Genomic DNA, 23,137 nt, shown 5'->3' on the forward strand with positions numbered 1-23,137 from the left:
CTATGAAAACAACGGTACCGGCGCTTTACAGCCCACTTTACGTGCTCGTAACGATTGGCCTGCTGTACGTAACAGGCCAGACTCTACGGCAGCCGCAGCCTATGAAACCTCTGCCGGAGCGGGCTGGACTGCACGGCGTTGTGGTCGACGATGATTCGAACCGGTTGTATGTGCCCGACGACCTGGAGGCTACTCTCTGGGCTCAGGCGCCGATGTTCCATAACCCTACGAACATGGATATCGATGCCAGAGGCCGGGTCTGGATTACCGAGGCTGTAAACTACCGGAAGTTTAACAACAAGCCCGAAGCACGACTGGACCACCCCGAAGGCGAACGGGTGGTTATTCTGGAGGACACGGATCAGGACGGGAAAGCGGATAAATCCACCGTGTTTGTGCAGGATAAAGAGTTGGTTTCTCCGCTTGGAATCGCCGTTATCGGCAAAAAGGTAATTGTTTCCTGCGCGCCCAACCTGGTGGTGTATACTGATGAGGACGGCGATGACCACCCCGATAAAAAAGAAATTTTGCTGACCGGGTTTGGCGGTCTTGATCATGATCACTCGCTTCACGCGCTGGTGGTCGGCCCGGATGGCAAGTACTATTTCAATACCGGCAATGCCGGACCGCATATCGTAACGGACAAAAGCGGCTGGACTCTGCGCTCCGGTAGCCTGTACGTCGGTGGAACGCCGTACAACAAGATCAACCACGGCAACCAGATCAGCGACGATGGTCGGGTCTGGGTTGGCGGGCTGGCACTCCGCATCAATCCCGACGGAACGGCCATGAAGGTGATGGGTCACAATTTTCGTAACAACTACGAAACAGCCCTCGATTCGTACGGAAATATGTGGCAGAACGACAACGACGACCAGGTGGTAGCTTGCCGGACGAGCTGGCTCATGGAGGGTGGAAACGCTGGCTACTTCAGCAGCGACGGCACCCGTTACTGGCAGGCCGACCAACGGCCGGGCCAGGACGTACCAACGGCCCACTGGCACCAGGACGATCCGGGTGTGATGCCGGCCGGCGACATCTCCGGGGCCGGTTCGCCGACGGGCGTGGTTGTGTACGAAGGTGATGAACTGGGTCCGCGGTACAGGGGAATGCTCCTGAGCGCCGAAGCCGGCCGGAACGTAATTTTCGGGTATAAACCCGAGCCGGAAGGAGCAGGGTACCGGTTGCCCCGAACCGATCTGATCAGTACGTTTCCGGCGGTCGATGAAAATTATAAATGGAACGATGTTGACAAAGACACCCGTAAGTGGTTCCGGCCCAGCGACGTAGCCGTTGGGCCGGACGGTGCCCTGTACATCGCCGACTGGTACGACCCGATTGTTGGCGGCCACCAGATGAAAGATGGAAAAGGCTACGGCCGTATCTACCGCATCACGCCCCGGGGAAAGAAGCTGAAAGTGCCTGACATCAATCTGAAAACTACGCAGGGGCAGATTGCGGCCCTGTTGAATCCGGCCGTAAACGTACGGGCGCTCGGCTTCGAAGCCCTCAAAGCTCAGGGTGATAACGTAGTGGAAGCCTTGTTGCCGCTGCTGTCGTCGAACAACCCATTTCACCGGGCCCGGGCCGTATTTCTGATGGCTAACCTCGGACCTGAGGGCGAGTATGAAGTAACGCGGCTGTTACGTTCTGAGGTGCCCATGCTGCGGATTGCGGCCATTCGGGCGTTGCGGAGTGCCAGCGCTGGAGTATCCATCCGGCCGGGGGAGGAGCTAACCCGTGCCGAAAAAGCTTTGTTGCCGCTGCTCGGTAACCTGGCCAATGATCCCTCACCGGCAGTACGTCGGGAGGTTGCCATTGCCCTGCGGGATGTTCCCTACGCCGATTGCCGGTTTATGCTGAGAAACCTGATCAAAGGATACGATGGCAAAGACCGCTGGTACCTTGAAGCACTCGGGCAAGCAGCCGACGGTAAGGAAGAAGCCCTCTTTGCCGACCTTCGCCCCGGCTTACCCGAAGACCCTACGCAATGGGACCAGCGTACGGCTAATCTGATCTGGCGGCTGCACCCGGCTTCGGCCGTTACGTTGTTGCAGCAGCGGGCGGCTTCGTCTGCGCTCTCGCCGGATGCCCGTCGGCAGGCGATAACTGCGTTGGGTTTTATCAAAAACGCACAGGCCGCACAGGCCATGGTGGCTCTGGCTAAAATGCCGGACAAGGATGTCGCCGATCAGGCTACGTACTGGGCTGGATTTCGGCGCGGCAACGACTGGGCTACGCTGATCAACTGGGAAGAAGCCATGCCCTCAAAGCTGTCGGCTACCGAGCAGGCGATGCTGGCCAAACGACAGATTCTGCTGGACGAGTACAAGTCGGATACGGAGAAACGCCGGGTTGCCCTCGAAATGGCCCGCAATGCCGAAGGGGGTAAAGTGCTGGTGGGTCTCGCGGCTGACAACAAATTGCCCAGTGAGTTGAAGAAGGTAGTGGCGCAGGCTATTCTGAAAAATCCGGATCAGAGTGTACGTACCATGGCAAAAGAGTATTTCGCTGAAAACACCGAAAAGTCAACCGATGGAGACAGGTCGTCGGCCGGTACGCTTTCCGTTGAACAGGTAGCCGCCCTGACCGGCGATAAAACCGCGGGCCAATCAGTGTTCAAAACCAACTGCGCTACGTGCCACCGTCATGGCAAGCAGGGGAACGACATCGGACCGGAGCTGACCAGAATCCACCAGAAGTTTGACAAAAACGGCCTGCTCGATGCCATCATTCACCCGAGCGCGGGGCTGGCGTTTGGGTACGAACCCTGGCTGATTACAACGAAAGCCGGACAAACCTACTACGGCTTTCTGATCAGCGACGGTACGCAGTCACTGGTAGTTAAAGACGCGGCCGGACAGAAACACACCATCCCGACCAGCAAAGTCTTTTCCCGAAAGCAATACAAAACCAGTCTGATGCCTGATCCTGCATCCATGGGACTGAATCAGCAGCAACTGGCCGACCTGGCGGCTTATCTGCTGAAACAGTAAGTTCTGCACCGGTGGCCTGAGCGGATAAGGATGATCAAATTGACTACACAGATAAACGGTTAGTCTGTGCAAGCAGTCACTGTAAAACAGTCGCTGTGAAGCAGTCGCTTTGAAGCGGTCGGATCAGCCTTATCCGCGTTTTAGTCTGTGGAAAACCACTTAATCGAGCATCTACATTAAACGAATGCCCGGTTTTGTTGTCTCTCCGAAAACGGATCGCCACCATGTGTAAATTTGTCAGTACGCTGTTTATCCTGCTTCCCATTCTAACCTGGGCGCAACCGTCTAAAACCTTGCCCGACTATCGCAGTGAGTGGAAAAAAGCGGATTCGCTGGTGGCGGCCGGGCTACCCAAGTCGGCCCTGGCGATTGCGAACCGGGTATATGAACAAGCCAGGTCTACTAAAAATTACCCGCAACTGGCTAAAGCGGCCATGTATCGGCTGATTTCCCGCGGCTACACCGACGAAGAAGGCTACGTGGAACTCGTCCGGTCGCTTTCGCAGGATATTCGGGATACGCCGGAGCCAACCCGATCCGTTTTATCGTCTGTTTTGGGTGACCTTTATTGGCAGTACTTCCAGCAGAACCGGTACAAATTCTACGACCGAACAACCGTTAAGCAAGGTATAGCGCAAAAGCCGACCCCATCAAAACTTGATGCCTCTGATCCCCGCGCCTGGGATGCTCACAAGCTTATAGAAGCAACTACGGCGGCTTATTTAGCCTCCGTGCGGCAACGGGACTTGCTGCAACAAACGCCAGTAGCCACTTACGACGTTCTGATTACCAAAGGTGATGCCGACAGCCGGGTGCTGCGGCCCACCTTGTTTGACTTGTTGGCCCACCGGGCCATTCGCTTCTTTCAGAACACGGAACCTGATCTGCTTAAGCCAATCTTCCGCTTTGAACTCGATCAGGCTGGTTATCTGGCGGCTCCCGAAACCTTTGTCAAACTGCCGTTGCAGTCCAGCGATACGTTGTCCGGACGGTTTCAGGCGCTGCAACTGTATCAGCAGTTGGTACAGTTTCACCTGACCGACAATAACCCCCTGGCGCTGGCTGATGTTGATGCCCTTCGGCTGGCGTTTGTACACCAGTACAGTGTCGTTCCCGAAAACGATTCGCTGTATCACCAGACGCTCCGGCAGCAGATTGCCCGTTTCAGCAATCAACCGGCCGAAGCGGTGTATGCCGTCGCGCTGGCCACTTCACTCGTAAACCTGGCAAATCAGTACCCGCTAGCTTCTACGCCACGGGATTCGTCGACGAGATGGAATCGCAAACAGGCCGCCGAGATTTGCCGGGACGTGATGACCCGCTACAAGGGACGCAAAACGGCGCAGCAGGCCGAACAATTGTTAGCAGTACTGCTTCAGTCTTCCTACTCAGTTGAGGTTGAGCGTGTAAACGTACCAGACCAGCCGTTCCGGGCCTTCGTGCAGTACCAGAACGTAGCGCAGATTCGCTACCGGGTTGTTCGAATGTCTGCACCGGAATATCAAACGCCGGATGGCCAGGCCGAAACGGAAGCGGGTCGGAAAGAGCAGCTAAACCGTTGGCGGAAGCGCAAAGCCGTGGCTGAAGCTACCGTTACGTTACCCGACGACGGTGACCTGAACCAGCACTCGGTTGAGATTCCGATAGCCGGGCTACCCCTGGGACAATACGTACTGATCTTAACTTCCGGCCGCAAGGCAGGCGATACTGAAAGCGACGTTCGCGTGGTCACTTTTTCGGTGTCGACCTTATCGGTTCTGGAGCAGGGACAATCGACCCAGGCCGGAGATGGTGTTTTTGTGGTGGATCGTCGGACCGGTCAGCCTTTGCCAGGGGCGAGCGTACAGATTATACACTGGAAACGGCCTGAAGCCCCACAGTATACACCGCTGTATCGGACCGACGCGCAGGGGAGAGCCAGGGTCCAGAAAGGAGACATACCCAACCAGACGCAATATCGCTACCGGATTGTTCTGGCCGGTGATACGTTGCTTTCTGACGCTCATTATCACTACGCCGGCTATGCTCAGCAGGCGAATGACGAAGACAGACCCCAGCTGAGACTGTTTACCGACCGGGCTATTTACCGGCCTGGCCAGCCAATTTACGTCAAGGGCCTGCTGTTCGACGGTCGCCACAATCAGTACCGCGTAAAGGCCAACGAGGAGGTAAGCGTGACGTTGGTTGACCAGAATGGAGAGAAGGTTGCCGACAAAACACTACGTACCAATGAGTTCGGAACGTTCACCACAACGTTTACTGCGCCCGTCGGGCGGGTAACCGGCTTTATGGCCATCAATTCCGATTATGGAAGCACGTCGATTCGTGTTGAAGAATACAAACGGCCAACATTTGAAGTGGTCGCTCAGCCCATACGCGAGTCGTTCCGATTAGGGCAGACCGTAACCATATCGGCCCAGGCAAAAACCTTTTCCGGCGCGGTAGTGGACAGGGCTGACGTACGCTATCGCGTTGTCCGCCGGTATCAGCAACCCTGGTGGGGCTGGTGGCGGTCCGAGTATGGCGGCCGGGGCGGTTCGTGGCCGGGACGTTCGACTGACGAGACTGAAATTGTAAATGGTGTGGCCAAAACAGATGCCCAGGGTAACGTAACCATTCAGTTTCAGGCCGTTTCCGACCGGAGCAAACCCCGGAGCGACAATCCGGTTTTTGATTTTGACGTCACGTTCGACGTAACCGACCTCTCGGGCGAAACCCGTAGTACGTCGAAGAAGCTACGTATTGGGTATACAGCCGTACAGGTAGACCTGGTAATCGCGTCGCCGGTCGACAAAGAGGAGACACACGCCTTTCCACTGCGAGTCACAAACCAACTGGGAGAACCCGTACGGACAACCGGAGAGATCCGGGTGTTCCGGCTTCAGGCGCCAACTCGCTTACTACGTAGTCGGTTATGGAGCCGCCCCGACCGCCATGTGTTGAGCCGGGCCGACTATGAACGACTGTTTCCTAACGATGTCTTCGATAATGAGAACGATCCGCGGAGCTGGGCTAAGGGCGAGCTGGTCGAACAGCAATCGTTCACGACCCGCACCGATTCGACGTTCCGACCTGAGCTGAACCGCTACCGTTCCGGCGAGTACGTTGCCGAGGTCATCATCCGCGATTCGACGGGGCAGGACATCAGGCAGCCAACGTATTTTTCCGTTGTTGATAACCAGCAACCCAGTGCGTTTACACAGCCGGATGCTTGGGTGCGGGTGCGTAAAGCGACGGTTGAGCCGGGCCAGGAAGCTATTCTTCTGGTTGGCAATGCACAGCCGGGGTGGGTGTTGATGCGGGTGGAAGAGAATCACGCCGTCACACGCTTCGAATGGCTCAAAACGGATGGTAAGCCCCGGCGGGTGGCTTTGCCGGTTTCGGAAAAGCAACGCGGTGGCTTTGCCGTTCACTTCACCATGGTGCAGAACGGCCGGCTCTACGATCATACGCAGGTGATTACGGTGCCTTTCACCAACAAAAGGCTCCACATCGAAACGCAGACGTTTCGTGATAAGCTGAAACCCGGGCAGCCTGAAGAGTGGACGCTTACCATCAGTGGACCCGACAAGGACAAGGTTCTGGCCGAGATGGTGGCCACACTCTATGACGCGTCGCTGGACCAGTTTAGTGCCTTGAGTTGGCCGACAGATCTGTATCAGCCCTACTGGGCATCATTTGGTACCATGCCAACAATGGGTTTTGGGGTGGCTATGAGCCGCTTGTGGATGAACAGGCCGTATCGGGAGCCGGTAACCGTTCGTCCGCGCCAGTACGATCAGTTGTCCCATTTCGGGTATGAGTTCGTTTGGGGTGGACGTCGGTTTTCGACGCGTGGCAATGCAACCATTCGGATACGGGGAGCAAACGCCCAGGCGTTGGAGGAAGTGGCTGTTGCCGGGTATGGAAACGGGGCTAAGAAAGAAATTTCCGGGGCTGTAGCTCGTATGGCCGCGCCCATGGCCGACCAGAGCCTCGGCGGAGGTGGGGCTGCTGCCGAAAAGGCCACCGAAACGGCAGCACCAAAACCGGTTGTTGCCGTGGTGCCCCGCCGTAATTTTAACGAAACAGCCTTTTTCGTTCCGCAGCTGCAAACCGACAGGCAGGGGCGTGTGGTGCTGACGTTCACCATGCCCGAAGCCCTGACCCGCTGGCGGCTGCTGGCGTTCGCGCATACAAAAGACCTGAAAATCGGTACGCTTGAACGGGAAGTTGTGACCCAGAAGGAACTGATGATCACGGCCAATGCGCCCCGCTTCCTCCGCGAAGGGGATACCCTTCGCCTGACCGCCCGATTAAACAACCTGACCACGAAATCCTTAACGGGAACGGCCCGACTGGAACTGTTCGATGCGCTGACCAACGAACCGATCAACCAGAAACTCGGCAATAGCGCCGGACCATTGCCGTTCACCATTGCGGGCAGTCAAAGTACAGCGCTCGGCTGGACGCTGGTCGTACCGGCCGGTTTGGAAACGGTAACGTATCGACTGAGTGCGCAGGCGGGCGATTTTACGGATGGCGAAGAACAAACGCTGCCCGTATTGCCGAACCGGATGCTGGTGACGGATACGCAACCGTTCTGGGTGAACGGCGGTAATCAGACCAAAGAATTTAAACTAACGGCGTTAACTGATCAAAATCCGGAGTTGCCCAGTCAACACGAGCGTCTGACGGTTGAGGTGACAAGCAACCCGGCCTGGTATGCGCTGCAGTCGCTACCGTACCTGATGGAGTACCGCTACGAATGCGCTGAGCAGTTGTTCAGCCGGGTCTATGCCAATACCCTCGCGGCTCATATCATCAGCAGCAAACCGGCGTTCCGGCAGGTGATTGACGAATGGAAACGGAATCCTCTCCGCAACCCGCTTCAGGCCAATGAGAAATTGAAGGCCGTGGCGCTCGAAAATACGCCCTGGCTGGCTCAGGCCCGTAACGAAGCGGAGCGGCAGGCCCAACTGGCGGTGTTGTTCGACCAGAACCGGATGAATACTGAACTGGCTGCGAACGTAGCAAAATTGATCCAGCTACAGGCACCCGAAGGCGGCTTTAGCTGGTTTGGGGGTATGACGCCCAGCCTGACTATGACGCTCCACATTCTGGGTGGATTCGGGCACCTGCAGAAACTCGGTGTTGCGCTGCCTCAATCGGTACAATCAGACCTGCGTTCGATGACGGAGAAGGCCATTCAATACGTCGATGCCGAACTGGTAACCTGGGTTAATGAGCAAAAGAAAGGAAAACCGGAGATCCAGAACACGTATCTGGCGGTACAGTACCTCTACGCCCGTAGTTTTTACCCCGAAAAACCGGTCAACAACGACGTACTGGCCTATCTCCGCCAGCAATTGACGACTAACTGGTTAAAGCAGAGCTTACAGGGACAGGCCTTAACAGCGTTAGCCTTGCATCGCTTTGGTAATCAGCCGGTAGCGCAGCAAATTTTAAAATCGCTGACGGAGCGGGCAAAGGTTTCGGACGAGCTGGGGATGTACTGGCCGGAAAACAAGAGCGGTTTCAGCTGGTACGAAACCCCCATCGAAACGCAGGCCTATCTGATCGAAGCCTTTGAGGAGGCCGGGAAAAGCCAGACCGTTGCAGACGATCTTCGGCGCTGGCTCATCCGCCAGAAACAAACGCAGGCCTGGCACTCGACAAAAGCGACGACCGAAGCTGTTTACGCCCTGTTACTGCGGGGCACCGACTGGCTCGATACCAGATCAACTACTGAGGTTCGGCTAGGTGGCCAACCAATCGACAGCCGGGTAACCAAAACCGAGGCCATAACCGGATACCAGAAAGTTACGTACACGGCTTCCGAAATCAAGCCGGAGATGGGCGTAGTGCAGATTTCGAAGAAGTCGGCAGGTCCTGCCTGGGGCGCCGTGTACTGGCAGCATTTTGAGCCGCTCGACCGGATTCCCGCCGGAAATGCGGGGTTATCGGTGCAAAAGGAGTTGTACGTTCAGACTGATTCGCCGGCGGGTCCGGTCATTACGCCGATCCAGTCGGCAGGGCCGCTGAAACCCGGCGATCTCATTACGGTCAGGCTGGTGCTTCAAACGGACCGTAGCATGGAGTATGTACACCTCAAAGACGGCCGGGCGTCAGGCTTTGAGCCGGTCGATGCGCTCTCCGGTTACCGGTACCAAAACGGGCTTGGCTACTACGAATCGCCCCGCGATGCCAGTACGGATTTCTTTCTGAACTACCTGCCCGTGGGTACCCATGTCTTTGAATACCAGCTCCGGGTGGCTCATACCGGCGATTTCTCAGCGGGTGTGGCTACGGTTCAGTGCTTCTACGCGCCTGAGTTCTCAGCCCACTCGACCGGCGAGCGCGTGAAGGTGAAATAACCGGTTCCTGTAAAATGCAAAAAAGCCAGGTACCCACATACCTGGCTTTTTTTATGATCGAATCTGCTGAATCAGCTAACGATGGCGTCGATCAGGTATGTAATTACCGACACAACGAAGCTGAACAGCAGAGCGGGAATAAAGCCGGCCACATTAAAACCTCCGATTAATGAATCGGCCAGGTAGACCATCAGCACGTTAATGACCAAGTAAAATAAGCCAAGTGTGAGAATGGTGATCGGGATCGTCAGCACAACCAGGATTGGCTTCAGAAAGGCGTTTAGAAGACCCAGTACAATAGCCACGATCAGGTACGTGCCAACTCCTCCCGTAACGCTGATACCCGGAATGAAAATACTGGCGATGTAAACAGCCACCGCGCTGATGAGAATACGAACGATAAGGCCCATGTAAGTGAGGTTTGTGGTTGCGTAGATATGTTTAATATCCGACAAATTCAAACCCGAAACATCAGGCTATTGTTTGGCGTGCCTTCCCTGCAGGACGGTAATCACATCGTCGAGGTCAAGGTTTTTCTGCTCCAGCAAGACCAAAAAGTGAAAAAGCAGGTCGGCCGCTTCGCCTTTGAATAAATCGTCGTTGTCGTCTTTAGCCTCAATCACCAGCTCAACCGCTTCTTCGCCGACTTTTTGGGCAATCTTGTTAACGCCCTTTGCAAACAGCTTGGTGGTATAGGATGCGTCCGACGGATTTTGCTTCCGATCCCGAATAACCCCCTGCAAGTAGTTGAGAAACTGGCCTTTGCCCTGATTGATTTCCTGAAAGCACGTATCCGCGCCCGTGTGGCAGGTTGGGCCGGCTGGAGCAGCTTTGATCAGCAACGTATCACCGTCGCAGTCAACGAGCAGCTCGCGGACGTGCAGAAAGTTACTGGATGTTTCGCCTTTTGTCCAGAGCCGTTGTTTGCTTCGGCTGAAAAAGGTAACGATACGCTCGGCCTGCGTTTTTTCATACGCTTCCTGATTCATGTAGCCTACCATCAGCACTTTCCCGGTTTCGGCGTCCTGAATCACAGCCGGAACAAGCCCATCCGGCGATTTATCAAAATTTACTGGAGAATCCATGTACAAATGTAGTCGGTCTGGCAGTCACTACGACCGGATTGTCTGCACGAACGCCCGGATACTTTCGGCTGAGGGGCCTTCCTGCTCCAAATGCCGGATAAACGCACTGCCTACAATAGCCCCGTTGGCATACTGACAGGCTGTTTCGAAGGTGTCGTGGTTGTTGATGCCAAAGCCAATCAGTCGCGGATTTTTAAGGGCCATGGCCTGTATCCGCTCGAAGTAGGCCCGCATGGAATCACTGATTCCCTTAACCGAACCCGTGATGCTGGCCGAAGATACCATATAAATGAAACCCTCGGTTTCGCTGTCGATCAGCCGGATACGGCTCTCTGCCGTTTGTGGCGTGATCAGAAATACATTCAGAATACCGTACTGCCGGAAGGTGGCTGCGTACTCGCTCAGATACAGATCGAGGGGCAGATCCGGCAGGATAACGCCGTCAACCCCCACTTCCCGGCACTTCTGGCAGAACGCTTCCACACCAAACTGCAGCACCGGATTGACGTAACCCATCAGCAGAATGGGTACGGTAACCGGCTCGCCCGACTGCCCGTCGCGACAACCAGCCAACTGGTCGAACAGCAGCTTCAGCGTCATGCCGTTATCAAGCGCCCGCATATTGCTCTGCTGGATCGTTTCACCATCAGCAACCGGATCGGAATACGGCATACCAATCTCGACCAGATCAACCCCCGCTTGCTGCAATCCACGCAGTACGGTGCAGGTATCATCAAGGTTCGGAAATCCAGCCGTGAAATAAACGTTCAGCAATCGTTCGCTTTTTTGAGCAAACAGATCATTTATGCGATTTTGGGTGAGAGGTTCGTGCGTCATGGCCTGTAGCCCGGACCGTGGCCCGGGCGTGCTAAGCGTGTACTAGTACCGGACCGAAGCCCGGTCTACTATTTTTTAATCGAGATACTTGGTGTAGGTACTCAGGTCTTTGTCGCCCCGGCCCGACAGGCAGACGACCACTACGTCGTTCGGCGTTAAGGGGAGTTCCTCCAGAGCCGCCAGGGCGTGGGCCGATTCCAGCGCCGGGATGATGCCTTCCAGCTTGCTCAGTTTGAAGCCGGCCTGAACCGCGTGCTCGTCGGTAATGTTACAGAAGATACCACGGCCTGACTCAAACAGATGGGCGTGTAATGGCCCGATGCCGGGATAGTCCAGCCCCGCCGAGATGGAGTACGGTTCAGTAACCTGTCCGTCGTCGGTCTGCATCAGAATCGTGCGGCTACCGTGCAGGACGCCCGGCTTACCGAGTGCGGTAGTGGCAGCGGAGTGACCAGTCGATACGCCCTGGCCGGCGGCTTCGGCGGCTACAAGCTTTACCGTAGGCTCGTTCAGATAGTGGAAGAATGCGCCGGCGGCATTGCTACCCCCGCCCACACAGGCCACCATGTAATCAGGCGTTTCGCGGCCTTCTTTCTCCAGCAACTGCCGGCGGGTTTCGGCCGAAATTACCGATTGAAAGCGAGCCACCATGTCCGGATACGGGTGAGGGCCAACCACGGAGCCAATGATGTAGTGCGTATCGACAGGGTTGTTGATCCAGTGGCGCATGGCTTCGTTCGTGGCATCCTTCAGGGTCTGGCTGCCACTGGTAGCCGGTACGACCGTAGCGCCCAGCATACGCATGCGATCCACGTTAGGCTTCTGGCGCTCCATATCGATAGAACCCATGTAGACAATGCACTCCAGGCCCATCAGGGCGCAGACCGTAGCTGTGGCAACGCCATGCTGGCCGGCACCGGTTTCGGCTACGATGCGTTTTTTACCCAGCCGCTGGGCCATCAGGATCTGACCAATGGTATTGTTGATCTTATGAGCGCCGGTATGGCACAGGTCTTCCCGCTTCAGGTAGATGGTAGCGCCGATGTCTTCGGATAGGCGTTTGGCCAGAAACAGAGGAGTAGGGCGGCCTACATAATCGGTCAGCAGAGCCTGGAAGTCAGCCTGAAAGGCAGGGTCGGCCATAATCCGACGGTAGCTTTGCCGGAGTTCTTCGACGTTCGGGTACAGCATCTCCGGAATGAAAGCTCCGCCGAAATTGCCGTAAAATCCTTTATCGCTCACCTCAAACGAGGTGGCTTGTTCAATCAGTTGTTCCATCAGACGATCTCTTCATGCTCAACGGGCCGGAGCCGGTGTATGAGCTCTTTTACTTTCTCCACATCCTTAACCCCCGGGGCGGTTTCAACCTGGCTGTTGACATCCACACCGTACAGCTTCATATCCTTCAGGGCCGTAAGCTGATCCAGATTGTCCAGACCAATGCCCCCGCTGATGAAAAACGGCTTTTCATTGTCGTATCGGCTCAGCAGGCTCCAGTCGAAGCGAATGCCGTTGCCGCCGGGCTGGTCGCCCTTTGCATCGAACAGAAAGAAGTCACACTGCAACTTGTAGTTGTTCAGCATGGAAAAGTTGAACGACTCATCGACACGAAATGCCTTAATCAAACTAATGCCCCGGTTGCGCAGGCTGCGGCAGTACTCAGGGGTTTCGGTGCCATGAAGCTGTACGTACTGCAGATCGTACTTCTTAACGGTACGCAGGATGGAGTCAGGGCTGGCGTTTACAAATACGCCCACTTTCCGGATCGAGCGGGGTAACGCTTTCACCACATCTGCATCCAATCCTTCACCGACAAACCGGGGTGACTGATCGTAAAAAATGAAGCCTATAAAATCGGGGCCTAAAGCCGCAATTTCCTTGATGTTTTCGGCGTCGCGCAGACCGCACACTTTAATCTTCATGGTGTAAACGTATTTGATGGGGTAGGTAGTTGCGAAGTATAATCAGCCACCAGATGCGCCAGCGATGCCGCCGGGTCGGTTGTTTTCATAAATGCTTCTCCGATCAAAAAACCATTGTAGCCCGCTTTCCACAGGGTTACCATAGTGGCGGCTTCGTGCAGGCCACTCTCCGTTATCTTCACAAAATCGTCAGGAATGCGATCGGCTAACCGCAGAGACGTATCGATCGATGTCACAAACGTCTTCAGGTTCCGGTTGTTTACCCCCACCAGATCTACCGTATCGGTCAGGCTGCGTTCCAGTTCGTCTTCGTCATGCACTTCCAGCAGCACTTCCAGCCCCAGATCATGCGCTTGCCGGCTCAGGTCAGCTACCTCTTTGGGCGTCAGACAAGCCGCAATCAGCAGCACCAGATCAGCTCCCCAGGCTTTTGCTTCGAGGAGTTGATACGTATCAATCACAAAATCCTTGCGCAGAATGGGCGTAGCCGGGTTTGCCTGACGGGCCGTTTGCAAATCCGCCGGCGTACCCCCGAAAAACGGCTCGTCCGTCAGCACGGACAGGACAGCCGCACCCGCCCGGACGTACCCCTGCGTTGTAGAGGACACGTCGGCGGTGTCGTTGATGATGCCTTTGGAAGGGGACTTGCGTTTGAACTCCGCGATGACACCCGACGAGCCGGGAGCCAGCAGGGCTGCCCGTGCTGAGTGGGTAAGCCGACTGAAAAGAGGGCTGTTTTTGAGGGCAGACGCTGGGGTGGTAGCCTGTCGCTGGGCTACTTCAATTCGTTTTTGTTCAATGATCCGGTCTAAAATTGTCATTCGTTCGGTGGACCGCGTCTATCATGCCTTGAGTTGCAGCAACTGCAAACCGGCAACTGTCAGGATGATGAGAACGTTATGCAATCAACTTCTTAAAACAACTCAACGCCCGCCCACTTTCCAGCGACTCACGAGCCAGTGCAACGGCCTCTTCGCGGGTAGCAGCCCGGTCGGCGGCAAGCAGCGCCATGGCCGAATTGGCCAGTACGGCCTGCTTCTGCGCCGGGGTAGCTTCGTCGTTCAGCACGTTCATGAAAATCTGCGCTGATTCATCGACTGTAGTTCCTCCGGCGAGCGATTCTGGCGTCAGCGTACTCAGGCCTAACTGTGTCGGTTCCAGCACCTGCTCCGTCTGGTTACTAATGACTTTGAAGGCGCCCGTCAGCGAAATCTCGTCGTACCCATCCAGCGCATGCAGAATCATGAAACGCTTGTCGGTTTGCTGATAAAGGTACGCATATAATCTGGCTAATTCAAGGCTGAACACGCCAACCAGCTGTTTCTGGGGCATCGCCGGGTTGACCATCGGGCCGAGGACGTTAAAAAAGGTTTTCACGCCGAGGTCTTTCCGGATTGGGCCGACGTTTTTCATGGCCGGATGGAACAGCGGAGCGTGCAGGAAGCAGATTCCGGCGGTATCGAGTTTGCGTTCCAGCTCGCCAACGTCGTTGGTAAAGCGGTAACCCAGCCGTTCCATAACCGTCGAGGAACCACACAGCGACGAAACGCCGTGGTTACCGTGTTTGGCAACCCGCTGCCCCGCACCGGCCACCACAAACGCCGAAAGGGTAGAGATGTTAAACGTATCCTTACCGTCGCCACCCGTTCCGCAGAGGTCCATCGGATCGTATGCCGACAGGTCAACGGGCAGACACAGTTCCAGCATGGCGTCGCGGAAGCCTTCCAGTTCTTCCACGCGCAAACTGCGCATCATGTAAACGGTCAGAAACGATGCGATCTGCGCCGGGTTGTACTCGCCCCGCCCAATGCCCAGCAGCACCTGCTTGGCCTGGTCTTTCGTGAGCGTCTTGTACTCGAATAAGTGATTTAGTATTGCTTTCATAGTCAATTAGTGAATGAGTGAATTAGCGAATGAGTGAATCTGAGCTGCTTGTGCGGTTTGGTAGCGGGTCTATTCGCTCATTCACTCTTTCGCTCATTGTTTAAGCCAGTTCTGAATCATCCTGACGCCGTTTTCTGTTAAAACGGATTCCGGGTGGAATTGCAGGCCTTTTACGTCGAATCGAGTATGGGTCAGGCCCATCACCCGCCCGTGTTCATCGACGGCCGTTACGCGGAGGGTTTCAGGCACAGAGTCGGTAACGACAGTCCAGGAGTGGTATCGCCCAACGGTCAGCTCCTCCGGTACACCATCGAACAACGGTTCAGTGCGGTCGGTAACGAAGGTCCGGTGCGCCACGCCATGCAGTACGTCGCCCAGGTTCGCGAGCTGGGCTCCGTATACTTCGCCGATGCCCTGATGACCCAGACAAATACCCAGAATACTCTTGGTTGGCCCGTATTCGGCCACCAGATTCTGCATGATTCCGGCTTCCGACGGAATTCCCGGCCCCGGAGACAGCATGATCTTGTCGTACTGCCCAACTGCATCCAGCGCAATCTTATTGTTCCGGATTACATCCGGCCGCTCACCCAGTTCGCGCAGGATATACACGAGGTTGTAGGTGAACGAATCGTAGTTATCTAAAACGAGGAGTTTCATTTTTCAAGGAGAAAGGGGAGGAGGGAGAAAAGGACGGAAAGGGAATGCTGCTATGCCCTGCTCCTTGTTCTCTTTCCTCTTTCCTCTATTTTAAAGGTTTTTTGCCTGTTCGATGGCCGTGCGCAGCGCGGCCAGTTTGTTATGTACTTCCTGTAGTTCGCTTTCAACAACCGACTTGGCCACAATACCGGCACCCGCCTGATAGTATAACGTATTGTCGCGGCTCATGAACGTACGGATCATGATGGCGTGGTTGAACTCGCCGTCGAATCCCATGTAGCCAATGCTGCCCGAATAAAAACTCCGGCTGATGCTCTCGTAGCGGTCGATGAGCTGCATGGCCATGTGTTTCGGCGCGCCCGACAACGTGCCCGCGGGGAAGGTTTCGGCTACGATCTGCAGCGGATCCGCCGTTTCGTTCAGCTCACCAACGACTTTTGATACCAGGTGGATAACGTGCGAGTAGTACTGCACTTCCTTGAACGTTTCGACTTTCACCACATCGCAGTTGCGGCTGAGGTCGTTGCGGGCCAGATCAACCAGCATTACGTGTTCGGCCGATTCTTTGGGGTCGTCGTAGAGTTTCTGTGCCAGTTCTGCATCGTGCGCATCGTCGCCCGTCCGGCGAAACGTACCGGCGATGGGGTAAATGGTCGCTTCTCGGTTTTTGACCACGATCTGCGACTCGGGCGAAGAGCCGAATAGTTTGTAGTTGCCATAGTCGAAGTAAAACAGATAGGGCGAGGGGTTCAGCGACCGTAAGGCCCGGTAGACGTTAAATTCATCACCTACAAACGGGGTCGAGAACCGGCGCGAAAGCACAATCTGGAATACGTCGCCCCGCTGGCAGTGGTCTTTCCCTTTCTGGATAACCGCCCGGAACTCGTCGTCGGTGAAGTTGGATTGCTCCGGCCCGGCGGGGCTGAAAGAGTAAGTGGGGTAGTTGCGGCTGGTAATCAGGTCGCTGATGTAGTCGAGATTACTGGCTGGCTCATGGGCAGTAGCCGTGTCGGGCAGGTAGCTGTGTTCGAAGAGGTGCAGTTCGTCTTTAAAATGGTTGATGGCAATCACGTAGCGATACACCGTGAAGACGGCCGCCGGAATTTGGTTCTCAGACGGGATGGGTGCCTGAAGGGTAATGTCTTCAAAGCTCTGAACGGCTGGATAGGCAAAATAGCCGAACAGACCATTGGTAATGAACGGAAACGAATCGGGCTCAGGCTGAAAGCTGTTCTTGAACTGCTGCAATGCATCCAGAACCTCCTTGGCTTCTACGGTGCTGGTTTGTTCAGCCTCGCCGGGCAGCTGAACCGTCAGCTGGTTTGCGTTATACGCGAACCGGGCTACCGGGTCAAAGGCGAGGTACGAGAAGCTGTTGTCGTTGCCGTGGTAATCAGAGCTTTCGAGCAGAATGCTGTTCAAAAAGCGGTCGCGGATACGGAGGTAGATGCTGACTGGCGTAATGATGTCGGCGAGCATCCGCTTGTGGCGGGTGCGGACGTGGTACGTAGCGGACTTCGTTAAGGTTTGCATGGGCGTTACCGGGTTCGTTAAAGGCAAAAAATAAGGCCTACCGGGATGAACGGTAGGCCTTGATTTAGTTTGTTTTTACACAAAATGGTGGCTCCATTCATCCCAGATGAGAAGAATGCCACCACCAGATCATGTTATTTGCAATAGCGCGGTTCACAAAGTAAAGCGGTTCAAGTACGAACGTTTTGCTCTAAACTTACTTAAGTCGGGGTGGCGGGATTCGAACCCACGACCTCTACGTCCCGAACGTAGCGCGCTACCAGGCTGCGCTACACCCCGAATTGGGGTACAAAGGTAACAGTTCGAACGTGGTATTGTAAAGTCAGGCGGCAATTTTTTTTGAAATAAACGCAGCTACAACGTCCGGAGCTTCCCACGGCAGCAGATGACCGGTTTCGGGAACAATGTCTACTGTGGCATGTGGTACGTAGGGTAGAACCAGCTCGGATTGAACGTTAGGCGGGAGCGCCTGGTCGTCGGAACCAACCAGAATCGACACGGGCACCCGAACCGCCGGCATACGATCCGAAATATTTTCCCGACTACCCGATTTCAGCCAGGCTTCCCAGGCTGGTTTAGCACTACGGAGGTCATCGGCTATGATTTGCTCACAGGCCATGTCGGAAATGGGTTTCGCCGTAATGTTTTTCAGCGTCTGCTCTGCCGACGTACGCTGACCATATCCCTTGAGCAGCTTTTGCCGTTCATCGTCGGGAATGGGCTCCGGCACCGGTGGCGAAGGCGACAGCAGGACGAGCGCCTGTAAATTAGCCAGTTCGATACGGTTAGTCTGCTCAGTCGCCACCAACAAGGCCACTTTGCCACTCATCGAATGGCCAACAAGAACAAATTTTTCAATGCCCAGCTGCTGTACCACGCAGGTGATGTCTTCGGCCATAGTGCCTACCGAGTACCCATCAGCCGGCGCATCCGAGTCGCCGAAACCCCGCAGGTCGACAGCCAGGCAGCGGTATCGGTCAGACAACAGGTTCATGACCGACTGCCATTCCCGAGCTGATCCCCCAAAGTAATGCAGAAAAATGAGCGTCAGCGGGCCGCTGCCCTGCTCCAGTATATTTAATCGAGTGCCGTTTATCAGATGCTTCATAACGTGCTTTCCGGTTGGTTTGCAGAAAATGCCTAGACCACGACTTTCAGCCGGGCGGGCCGGTCGGTCATTTCGAGCATTTCGCCGTATGGTACGATGGTGATCTGACCGAATTCTTTGAGCAGATCGCGGTAAGCCTGTGCGACGGGCCGCGGTTTGCGGTCGAGGTCGTAGAGACCGCACGCATTGACGCGGTTGTTGACTTCACCCAACTGCGTATCCCAGTCGATCTGGTCGATAAGGCTGTACCACGTAAAGCCCAGCACCGGTACGCCGTCCTTGCGCATCTGGAGAACATTAATCCACTGTTTCCAGAGCCACATGGGCGCGCTATCGGCCTCAAATACGTTAGTTTCCGTGTGCATCACCGGCTTGTGATACCGTTCGTAGTATTGCCGGGTCATCTGGTACCACCCCAATACGTCCATGGAATGATGCACGGAGCCGTCGGGTAGTTTGATCCGTTCATTACGACCGTAATAATCGTTACCCATGATCTGGTAGCCAGGAGGTTCGCCGGTCATAAACCAGTCGTATTCCTGCCGGGTCATGCCGTTGTCGAGCAGATACATGCACATGGTGGCCGAAGGCGGGTTAGCATAGAGCAGGTCAAGTGCCAGGAAGCGGCTTTCATTAGCCAGCATCGTTTCTTCGGAAGGCGTTGCGCAGACTTCGTGAATGTATTCGGCGCTTTCGCTCTGGACAATGACGCAGTCGTTCCGGTATTTGGCGATCTGCTGATTACCCATGATGCTGGCGGCTACCAGGTGTTTAAGCGCCGTTACAAAGCCTTTATCGGTCTTAAGCTGCTCATTCCAGACGCCATCCTTTGCGCTGATGCGGGCCGTTACATACACTTCGTTGACGGGGGTGTAATAGCGAACCCACGGATAGCGTTTGGCTACGGCCCCGGCATAATCGGCGAAAAGAACGGGCAGCTCCGGATTCTGAAAGTTACCGATCCAGTCGGGTACACCAAAGTGCATCAGATCCAGAATGGGTGTAATGCCCAGCCGTTTGATCTCATTCATTACGTCGTCGGCAAAACTCCAGTCGTATTTACCCGGCCCCTGATGTATGGCGTAGTAGGGGAGACCATAGCGCAGAACGCGTATTCCCATATCCTTGACCAGAGCCAGGTCTTCGCGCCAGCGGTCGTAGTGGCCACACTCGCGGAGCTGATCGCGACGAACAGTGCCTTTTTTAATGGTAGGGTAGGAGCACTCAATGCCCGTTGCGAACATGAAATTGCCCGCGTTGCCGCTTGGGAGGCCAGTTCCGTCGTGACCACCGGCTCCGCCGAACTGATCGCCGTCGTAGTTGCCATCGCCGTACTGCTTCTTGATGATGTTTAAAAATCCTTTCTGTGCCATGTTGCTTTGCTAGTAACACACGGAACCCGGCGCAGAATGTCTCCGCCGACCGTGTCGATTTATTTAACAGAAGAGGAAGCAGGGTACCAGCGATGTGCTGCCGGCCGGTATAAAATCAATCCAGGCGATTCAGCCGGTTCAGAAACCGGTCGGCTGTCCGGAGCGATAAGGCCATGATGGTCAGGGCCGGATTAACGCTCAGAGCGCTGGGAAACGTTGAATTGTCACTGATGTATACGTTAGGAATGTCGTACGACTGCCCCTCGGCATTCACAACCGCCCGGTTCGGGTCATTGCCCATCCGGCACGTACCGATTACGTGGGCATTGCGCGGAAACGCCCAGACGTTCCTGGCCCCGGCTGCGTCCCAGATACGACGCATAACCTGATTGGCGTGCGAGGTCATTCGTTCTTCATTATCGCCGTTTGAGAAGTAAATCCGGGGCTTGGGTAGTCCCCGCACATCCTTTTCATCAGAAAGCTCCAGGTAATTATGACCATACGGCAGGCAATCGCCCAGAATGTTAATCCCGGCTATATGGTTGTAAGCCGTGGCGGACTGTTTGAGCGCTTCGCCCCACAGGCCACGGGCGCGGGCCATCTGCGACAGATACGTTACGGGCATCACACCGATGGACTGCAGCAGGTACCCACCCGCAAAGTCGACCGGCCCGGCGAGCTGGTCCGATGGCCGGTGCGTGTCCTCCGAAATCAACGCACCGGGAATGCCTTTGTACGGCCGTACGTCTTCGTCAAATTCCCCCCAGATTTGAAGGGCCGTATGCGCCATCACGTTCCGGCCGACCTGTCCGCTCGAATTGGCCAGGCCGTTGATAAGCAGCAGCCGTGGCGTTTCGATGGTTCCGGCGCAGAGAAACACGTAACGGCAGCGCTGGCGCTCTTCCTGACCGTTACGGACGTAGATCACTTCGTCAATCCGGCCCGACGCCCCTTTTATCAACTGGGTAACAAAGCTCTCCGGCCGAATTTCGGCACCATGATGAACGGCTAGCGGGATGTAGGTTACGTCCATACTGGCCTTTGCGCCGACACTACAACCCGCCTGGCAGAAGCCCCGGTTTGTACAGGCCGACCGCCAGCCAACCCCTTCCTGAAAGTAATGGGCCGACAAAGCCGCATTGGCGGCCGGTGAGGTTCGAATGCCAAGCGTCCGGCAACCGCGCTCCATCAACTGCCCGGCTCCATTCACAGGCAACGGACCGAGTGGATACTGTCGTTTGCGGGCGGGCCCCCACGGGTAGCTGGCCGGTCCGGATACGCCCAGGAATCGCTCAATCTCGTCGTAATACGGCTCAATCTCGTCAAAATCGAAGGGCCAGTCTTCACCTACTCCGAAATCCGACCGCAGGCGCAGGTCGTCGGGCTGAGCGCGGGGCGTATAGGCGGTATAATGTAGCGTAGAGCCACCGACGCCTGTACCCGAGTTGTTGTTGCCGAACGGCAGCGGATCTTCGCCCGCGCTCAGCCGCTCGTCGTTCCAGAATAGTTTGCTTTGCGCCCGTTCGTCGGTCGGAAAATCAGCGGCTGGTTGCCAGTGTTTGCCGGCTTCGAGGGCGACGACTTTCAGGCCCGCAGCCGCCAGTCTGGCCAGTAAAGGGGCTCCGCCTGCGCCAGTTCCGATCACGACGGCATCAACGGTTTCTGATGTAGCGTACTGTTGCATGGTAGGTAATTACCAGCCGGGAAATCCCCCGGCCGTATATTGATTTGTTATAGCGGGCGCGGTTCCCGATCGTCCAGTTCGTTTAAACCAATGCGTTGCCAGGCCGGGGTGTCGGCCATCCCGACGTAGCCAATCGTTTCCTGAGCGAGCGGATGACTGTAATAGTTCTCAACGGCTTCCGCGAGGAGCTCTTCAAAAAAACGGTCGGCGGGCAGGTGATCCCATGGCTCGCCGTCCACCTCGGCTTGTTGAATCAGTGTAAGCAGAGCATCCTGCTGGTCCTCAGCCAAGTGCAGGAACGATTGCTGGTGCCGGCTTTGTGCGGAGGCTTCCAGAGCCGCCAGACCTAACCGGTAAGCGTCCTGATCGGGGGGCATGGCATCATATCGCCAGCCGTTGCTTTCATTGCGGGCTAACCGCTCGTCAATGCCACGGGCAATGTCGATGTAGTGAGCCTCCGAACCGGTTTGCGGAATGAGCCGGTCACAAACGGCTTTCAGCAGGGCGTATTCCGGGGCCGAGAAAAACCGGGGCTCATAAGCAGCCTCCAAAGCCAGCCGGGTTTCCAGCGCGGTTCGAGTTGCAAACGTAACGTGATCGGTGTTGAGTAAGGCCCGGACGGTGCCTTCGGGATAGTGATACGGCATGGCGTGTAGAGTTACGGTTCGGGGTTAGCCGTCAGGGTCCCCGGTCAGACGTTCCGTGCAGACCGGGGACCCTGACGGCTAACCGAGTTTGCCGCCTGTTACTTCAATAATGCTGCCTGTCATAAAACTACCGTCGCTCGATGCCAGCAATACGTAGGCCGGTGCCAGTTCTTCAGGCTGTCCCGGGCGAGCCAGCGCTACCTCATGACCAAACTGTTTTACTTCGTCTTTGGGCATCGTAGCCGGAATGTTGGGTGTCCAGACCGGCCCCGGCGCAACGCAGTTGACCCGGATTTTCCGTTCGCCCAGTTGTATGGCCAGTGATTTGGTGAAGGCATGAATAGCCCCTTTAGTAGCAGTGTAATCGACGAGAATGGGGTTGCCGACAATCCCGACAATACTCCCCGTGTTGACGATAACGTCGTCTTCGTGCAGGTGCGGCAAGGCGGCCTGCGCCATGAAGAAGTACCCGAAAATGTTGGTTTCGAACGTGCGCCGAAGCTGTTCTTCAGTAATATCTTCCAGTTTTTGCTGCGCCATCTGGAAGGCCGCATTGTTTACCAGAATGTTGAGCTTGCTATATTCGGCAACCGTTTCCTGCACGACCCTTTCGCACTCGGCTTTCTGCCGCACGTCGGCCTGAATAACCAGGCACCGGCGTCCTTTCGACTCTACCAGTCGTTTAGTGTACTTGGCATCGTCGGTGTTTTCGTTGTATACGATGGCTACGTCGGCACCTTCCATGGCAAACGCAATAGCCACCGCCCGGCCAATCCCGGAGTCGGCTCCTGTGATGATCGCTACCTTGTCAGTTAATTTGCCGGCGGGTTTGTAGTTCGACAGATCACTGTCGGGGGCGGGGTCCATGTCCGATTGACGAGCCGGATACGGAAGCTGCTGGCCGGTCATTTCCTCGGCCGTGGGGCGAAACTCTTGCTGCATGAGGTCGTTGAGTGAATGAAATTGACGAAGCCAGTGATCAACCGGCTGTTGTCATAGATACCTAAACCGTTGTTCAGCTGTTTTGTTGCTGACCTCACCGAATCATAATG

General features: G+C 55.7%; 16 protein-coding genes and 1 tRNA gene. 2 read left to right on the forward strand and 15 right to left on the reverse strand.

The window, feature by feature from the left end:
- Window positions 1-2: 2 nt before the first annotated feature.
- Window positions 3-2,996, forward strand: coding sequence for a PVC-type heme-binding CxxCH protein (locus DYU11_RS28930; RefSeq protein ID WP_119671232.1), 2,994 nt, complete (start codon window positions 3-5; stop codon window positions 2,994-2,996).
- Window positions 2,997-3,220: 224 nt separating this feature from the next.
- On the forward strand, window positions 3,221-9,352 hold the full coding sequence (locus tag DYU11_RS28935) for an alpha-2-macroglobulin family protein (RefSeq protein WP_119671233.1): 6,132 nt from the start codon (window positions 3,221-3,223) through the stop codon (window positions 9,350-9,352).
- Window positions 9,353-9,423: 71 nt separating this feature from the next.
- On the opposite strand, the gene DYU11_RS28940 is transcribed toward DYU11_RS28935, so the two are convergent.
- The 15 genes from DYU11_RS28940 to DYU11_RS29010 all read right to left on the reverse strand — a co-directional run bounded on the left by DYU11_RS28940 (window position 9,424) and on the right by DYU11_RS29010 (window position 23,027).
- Window positions 9,424-9,762, reverse strand: a complete 339-nt coding sequence (locus DYU11_RS28940) for a phage holin family protein (RefSeq protein WP_119671234.1) — start codon at window positions 9,760-9,762, stop codon at window positions 9,424-9,426.
- A 66-nt stretch (window positions 9,763-9,828) separates the two neighbouring features.
- Complete coding sequence (gene hisIE, locus DYU11_RS28945; RefSeq protein WP_119671235.1) at window positions 9,829-10,437, reverse strand: bifunctional phosphoribosyl-AMP cyclohydrolase/phosphoribosyl-ATP diphosphatase HisIE; 609 nt, start codon at window positions 10,435-10,437, stop codon at window positions 9,829-9,831.
- 27 nt (window positions 10,438-10,464) lie between these two features.
- Window positions 10,465-11,274 (reverse strand): tryptophan synthase subunit alpha, encoded by an 810-nt coding sequence (gene trpA, locus DYU11_RS28950; protein WP_119671236.1) that lies wholly within the window; start codon window positions 11,272-11,274, stop codon window positions 10,465-10,467.
- A gap of 75 nt (window positions 11,275-11,349) precedes the next feature.
- A complete protein-coding gene (gene trpB / locus DYU11_RS28955; RefSeq protein WP_119671237.1) occupies window positions 11,350-12,552 on the reverse strand; it encodes a tryptophan synthase subunit beta in 1,203 nt (400 codons plus the stop codon).
- Complete coding sequence (locus DYU11_RS28960; protein ID WP_119671238.1) at window positions 12,552-13,196, reverse strand: phosphoribosylanthranilate isomerase; 645 nt, start codon at window positions 13,194-13,196, stop codon at window positions 12,552-12,554. Before DYU11_RS28960 ends, trpB begins: the two co-directional genes overlap by 1 nt.
- Window positions 13,193-14,017, reverse strand: a complete 825-nt coding sequence (trpC, locus tag DYU11_RS28965) for an indole-3-glycerol phosphate synthase TrpC (RefSeq protein WP_119671239.1) — start codon at window positions 14,015-14,017, stop codon at window positions 13,193-13,195. The genes DYU11_RS28960 and trpC overlap by 4 nt, the downstream gene beginning before the upstream one ends.
- A 76-nt stretch (window positions 14,018-14,093) precedes the next feature.
- Window positions 14,094-15,080 carry an anthranilate phosphoribosyltransferase gene (gene trpD, locus DYU11_RS28970; RefSeq protein ID WP_119671240.1) on the reverse strand — a complete coding sequence of 329 codons (987 nt, stop codon included), beginning with the start codon at window positions 15,078-15,080 and terminating at the stop codon, window positions 14,094-14,096.
- Window positions 15,081-15,173: 93 nt separating this feature from the next.
- Complete coding sequence (locus DYU11_RS28975) at window positions 15,174-15,740, reverse strand: anthranilate synthase component II (RefSeq protein WP_119671241.1); 567 nt, start codon at window positions 15,738-15,740, stop codon at window positions 15,174-15,176.
- 90 nt (window positions 15,741-15,830) lie between these two features.
- A complete protein-coding gene (locus DYU11_RS28980; RefSeq protein ID WP_119671242.1) occupies window positions 15,831-17,273 on the reverse strand; it encodes an anthranilate synthase component I family protein in 1,443 nt (480 codons plus the stop codon).
- A 205-nt stretch (window positions 17,274-17,478) separates the two neighbouring features.
- A tRNA-Pro gene (locus DYU11_RS28985) sits at window positions 17,479-17,552 on the reverse strand.
- A gap of 43 nt (window positions 17,553-17,595) precedes the next feature.
- Window positions 17,596-18,381 carry an alpha/beta fold hydrolase gene (locus DYU11_RS28990; protein ID WP_119671243.1) on the reverse strand — a complete coding sequence of 262 codons (786 nt, stop codon included), beginning with the start codon at window positions 18,379-18,381 and terminating at the stop codon, window positions 17,596-17,598.
- A gap of 32 nt (window positions 18,382-18,413) precedes the next feature.
- Window positions 18,414-19,754 carry a family 1 glycosylhydrolase gene (locus tag DYU11_RS28995; RefSeq protein WP_119671244.1) on the reverse strand — a complete coding sequence of 447 codons (1,341 nt, stop codon included), beginning with the start codon at window positions 19,752-19,754 and terminating at the stop codon, window positions 18,414-18,416.
- Window positions 19,755-19,869: 115 nt separating this feature from the next.
- The gene (locus DYU11_RS29000) at window positions 19,870-21,438 is read right to left on the reverse strand and encodes a GMC family oxidoreductase (RefSeq protein ID WP_119671245.1); all 1,569 of its coding nucleotides are present in this window, start codon (window positions 21,436-21,438) and stop codon (window positions 19,870-19,872) included.
- 47 nt (window positions 21,439-21,485) lie between these two features.
- Window positions 21,486-22,085, reverse strand: coding sequence for a gluconate 2-dehydrogenase subunit 3 family protein (locus DYU11_RS29005; protein WP_119671246.1), 600 nt, complete (start codon window positions 22,083-22,085; stop codon window positions 21,486-21,488).
- A 78-nt stretch (window positions 22,086-22,163) separates the two neighbouring features.
- Complete coding sequence (locus DYU11_RS29010; RefSeq protein WP_119671247.1) at window positions 22,164-23,027, reverse strand: SDR family oxidoreductase; 864 nt, start codon at window positions 23,025-23,027, stop codon at window positions 22,164-22,166.
- Between the last annotated feature and the right edge of the window lie 110 nt (window positions 23,028-23,137).

Origin of the sequence: Fibrisoma montanum, assembly GCF_003583365.1 — a bacterium.
GTDB classification, from domain to species: domain Bacteria; phylum Bacteroidota; class Bacteroidia; order Cytophagales; family Spirosomataceae; genus Fibrisoma; species Fibrisoma montanum.

Excerpts from the sequence above, each read along its gene's own strand:
- DYU11_RS29005 (WP_119671246.1), bottom strand. The coding sequence starts at position 22,085 with ATGCCGTATCACTATCCCGAAGGCACCGTCCGGGCCTTACTCAACACC.
- trpC (WP_119671239.1), bottom strand. The coding sequence starts at position 14,017 with ATGACAATTTTAGACCGGATCATTGAACAAAAACGAATTGAAGTAGCC.
- DYU11_RS28995 (WP_119671244.1), bottom strand. The coding sequence starts at position 19,754 with ATGGCACAGAAAGGATTTTTAAACATCATCAAGAAGCAGTACGGCGAT.
- hisIE (WP_119671235.1), bottom strand. The coding sequence starts at position 10,437 with ATGGATTCTCCAGTAAATTTTGATAAATCGCCGGATGGGCTTGTTCCG.
- trpD (WP_119671240.1), bottom strand. The coding sequence starts at position 15,080 with ATGAAAGCAATACTAAATCACTTATTCGAGTACAAGACGCTCACGAAA.
- DYU11_RS28975 (WP_119671241.1), bottom strand. The coding sequence starts at position 15,740 with ATGAAACTCCTCGTTTTAGATAACTACGATTCGTTCACCTACAACCTC.
- DYU11_RS29000 (WP_119671245.1), bottom strand. The coding sequence starts at position 21,438 with ATGCAACAGTACGCTACATCAGAAACCGTTGATGCCGTCGTGATCGGA.
- DYU11_RS28940 (WP_119671234.1), bottom strand. The coding sequence starts at position 9,762 with ATGGGCCTTATCGTTCGTATTCTCATCAGCGCGGTGGCTGTTTACATC.
- trpA (WP_119671236.1), bottom strand. The coding sequence starts at position 11,274 with ATGACGCACGAACCTCTCACCCAAAATCGCATAAATGATCTGTTTGCT.
- DYU11_RS28960 (WP_119671238.1), bottom strand. The coding sequence starts at position 13,196 with ATGAAGATTAAAGTGTGCGGTCTGCGCGACGCCGAAAACATCAAGGAA.
- DYU11_RS29010 (WP_119671247.1), bottom strand. The coding sequence starts at position 23,027 with ATGCAGCAAGAGTTTCGCCCCACGGCCGAGGAAATGACCGGCCAGCAG.
- trpB (WP_119671237.1), bottom strand. The coding sequence starts at position 12,552 with ATGGAACAACTGATTGAACAAGCCACCTCGTTTGAGGTGAGCGATAAA.
- DYU11_RS28935 (WP_119671233.1), top strand. The coding sequence starts at position 3,221 with ATGTGTAAATTTGTCAGTACGCTGTTTATCCTGCTTCCCATTCTAACC.
- DYU11_RS28990 (WP_119671243.1), bottom strand. The coding sequence starts at position 18,381 with ATGAAGCATCTGATAAACGGCACTCGATTAAATATACTGGAGCAGGGC.
- DYU11_RS28980 (WP_119671242.1), bottom strand. The coding sequence starts at position 17,273 with ATGCAAACCTTAACGAAGTCCGCTACGTACCACGTCCGCACCCGCCAC.
- DYU11_RS28930 (WP_119671232.1), top strand. The coding sequence starts at position 3 with ATGAAAACAACGGTACCGGCGCTTTACAGCCCACTTTACGTGCTCGTA.